Below are 1438 nucleotides of genomic sequence, written 5' to 3'. Positions count from 1 at the left end.
CACTGGTTCAAGACGGCGGTGTTCTACGAGGTGTCGGTGCGGGGCTTCGCCGATTCCAACAACGACGGCTACGGGGACCTGCGGGGGCTGATCTCCAAGCTCGACCATCTGCAATGGCTCGGCATCGACTGCCTGTGGCTATTGCCGATCTACCAGTCACCGCTGAAAGACGGCGGATACGACATTTCCGAGTACACGCGAATCCTGCCCGACTTCGGGGAGCTGGGCGATTTCGTGGAACTCGTCGAAGAAGCCCATGCGCGCGGTATCCGGGTGATCGCGGATCTGGTGATGAACCACACCTCCGACCAGCACCCCTGGTTCCAGGCGTCGCGGACCGATCCGGACGGGCCGTTCGGGGACTTCTACATGTGGGCCGACGACGACACCGGCTACCCCGAGGCCCGCATCATCTTCGTCGACACCGAGTCCTCCAACTGGACCTACGACCCCGTCCGCGGCCAGTACTACTGGCACCGGTTCTTCTCCCACCAGCCCGACCTCAACTACGACAACCCCGACGTCCAGGACGCCATGCTGGAGAACCTGCGGTTCTGGCTCGACCTGGGCATCGACGGCTTCCGCCTGGACGCCGTCCCCTACCTGTACGCCCGCGAGGGCACCAACTGCGAGAACCTCCCCGAAACCCACGCCTACCTCAAACGGGTGCGCGCCGAGGTCGACCGCCTCTACCCCGACCGCGTCCTGCTCGCCGAGGCCAACCAATGGCCCGCCGACGTCGTGGAGTACTTCGGCGACCCCGCCGCCGGCGGCGACGAATGCCACATGGCCTTCCACTTCCCCGTCATGCCCCGCATCTTCATGGCCGTCCGCCGCGAGCAGCGCTACCCCATCTCCGAGATCATGGCCCAGACCCCCAAGATCCCCGAATCCTGCCAATGGGGCATCTTCCTGCGCAACCACGACGAACTCACCCTGGAGATGGTCACCGACGAAGAACGCGACTACATGTACACCGAATACGCCAAAGACCCCCGCATGAAAGCCAACATCGGCATCCGCCGCCGCCTCGCCCCCCTCCTGGACAACGACCGCAACCAACTCGAACTGTTCACCGCCCTCCTGCTGTCGCTGCCCGGCTCCCCCGTCCTCTATTACGGCGACGAGATCGGCATGGGCGACAACATCTGGCTCGGCGACCGCGACGCCGTCCGCACCCCCATGCAATGGACCCCCGACCGCAACGCCGGCTTCTCCCACTGCGACCCCGCCCGCCTCTACCTGCCGGTCATCATGGACCCCATCTACGGCTACCAGGCCGTCAACGTCGAAGCCCAGGCCAACAACCCCGGCAGCCTGCTGCACTGGACCCGCAAAATGATCGAGATCCGGCAGCGCCACCCCGTCTTCGGCGTCGGCTCCTACGTCGAACTGTCCGCCTCCAACCCCTCCGTCCTCGCCTTCACCCGCGAGATCA

The 1438-nt window shown here is 65.3% G+C and carries 1 protein-coding gene; it reads left to right on the top strand.

Translation table 11 applies throughout. The features are described from left to right. Nucleotides 1-1438: maltose alpha-D-glucosyltransferase (gene treS / locus ABFX46_RS43265; protein WP_346050444.1), on the top strand; the 1438-nt coding region annotated here is incomplete at both ends.

This window comes from Actinomadura chokoriensis (assembly GCF_039529475.1).
Taxonomy (GTDB): domain Bacteria; phylum Actinomycetota; class Actinomycetes; order Streptosporangiales; family Streptosporangiaceae; genus Spirillospora; species Spirillospora bangladeshensis.
This window is presented reverse-complemented; position numbering and strand designations above follow the sequence as displayed.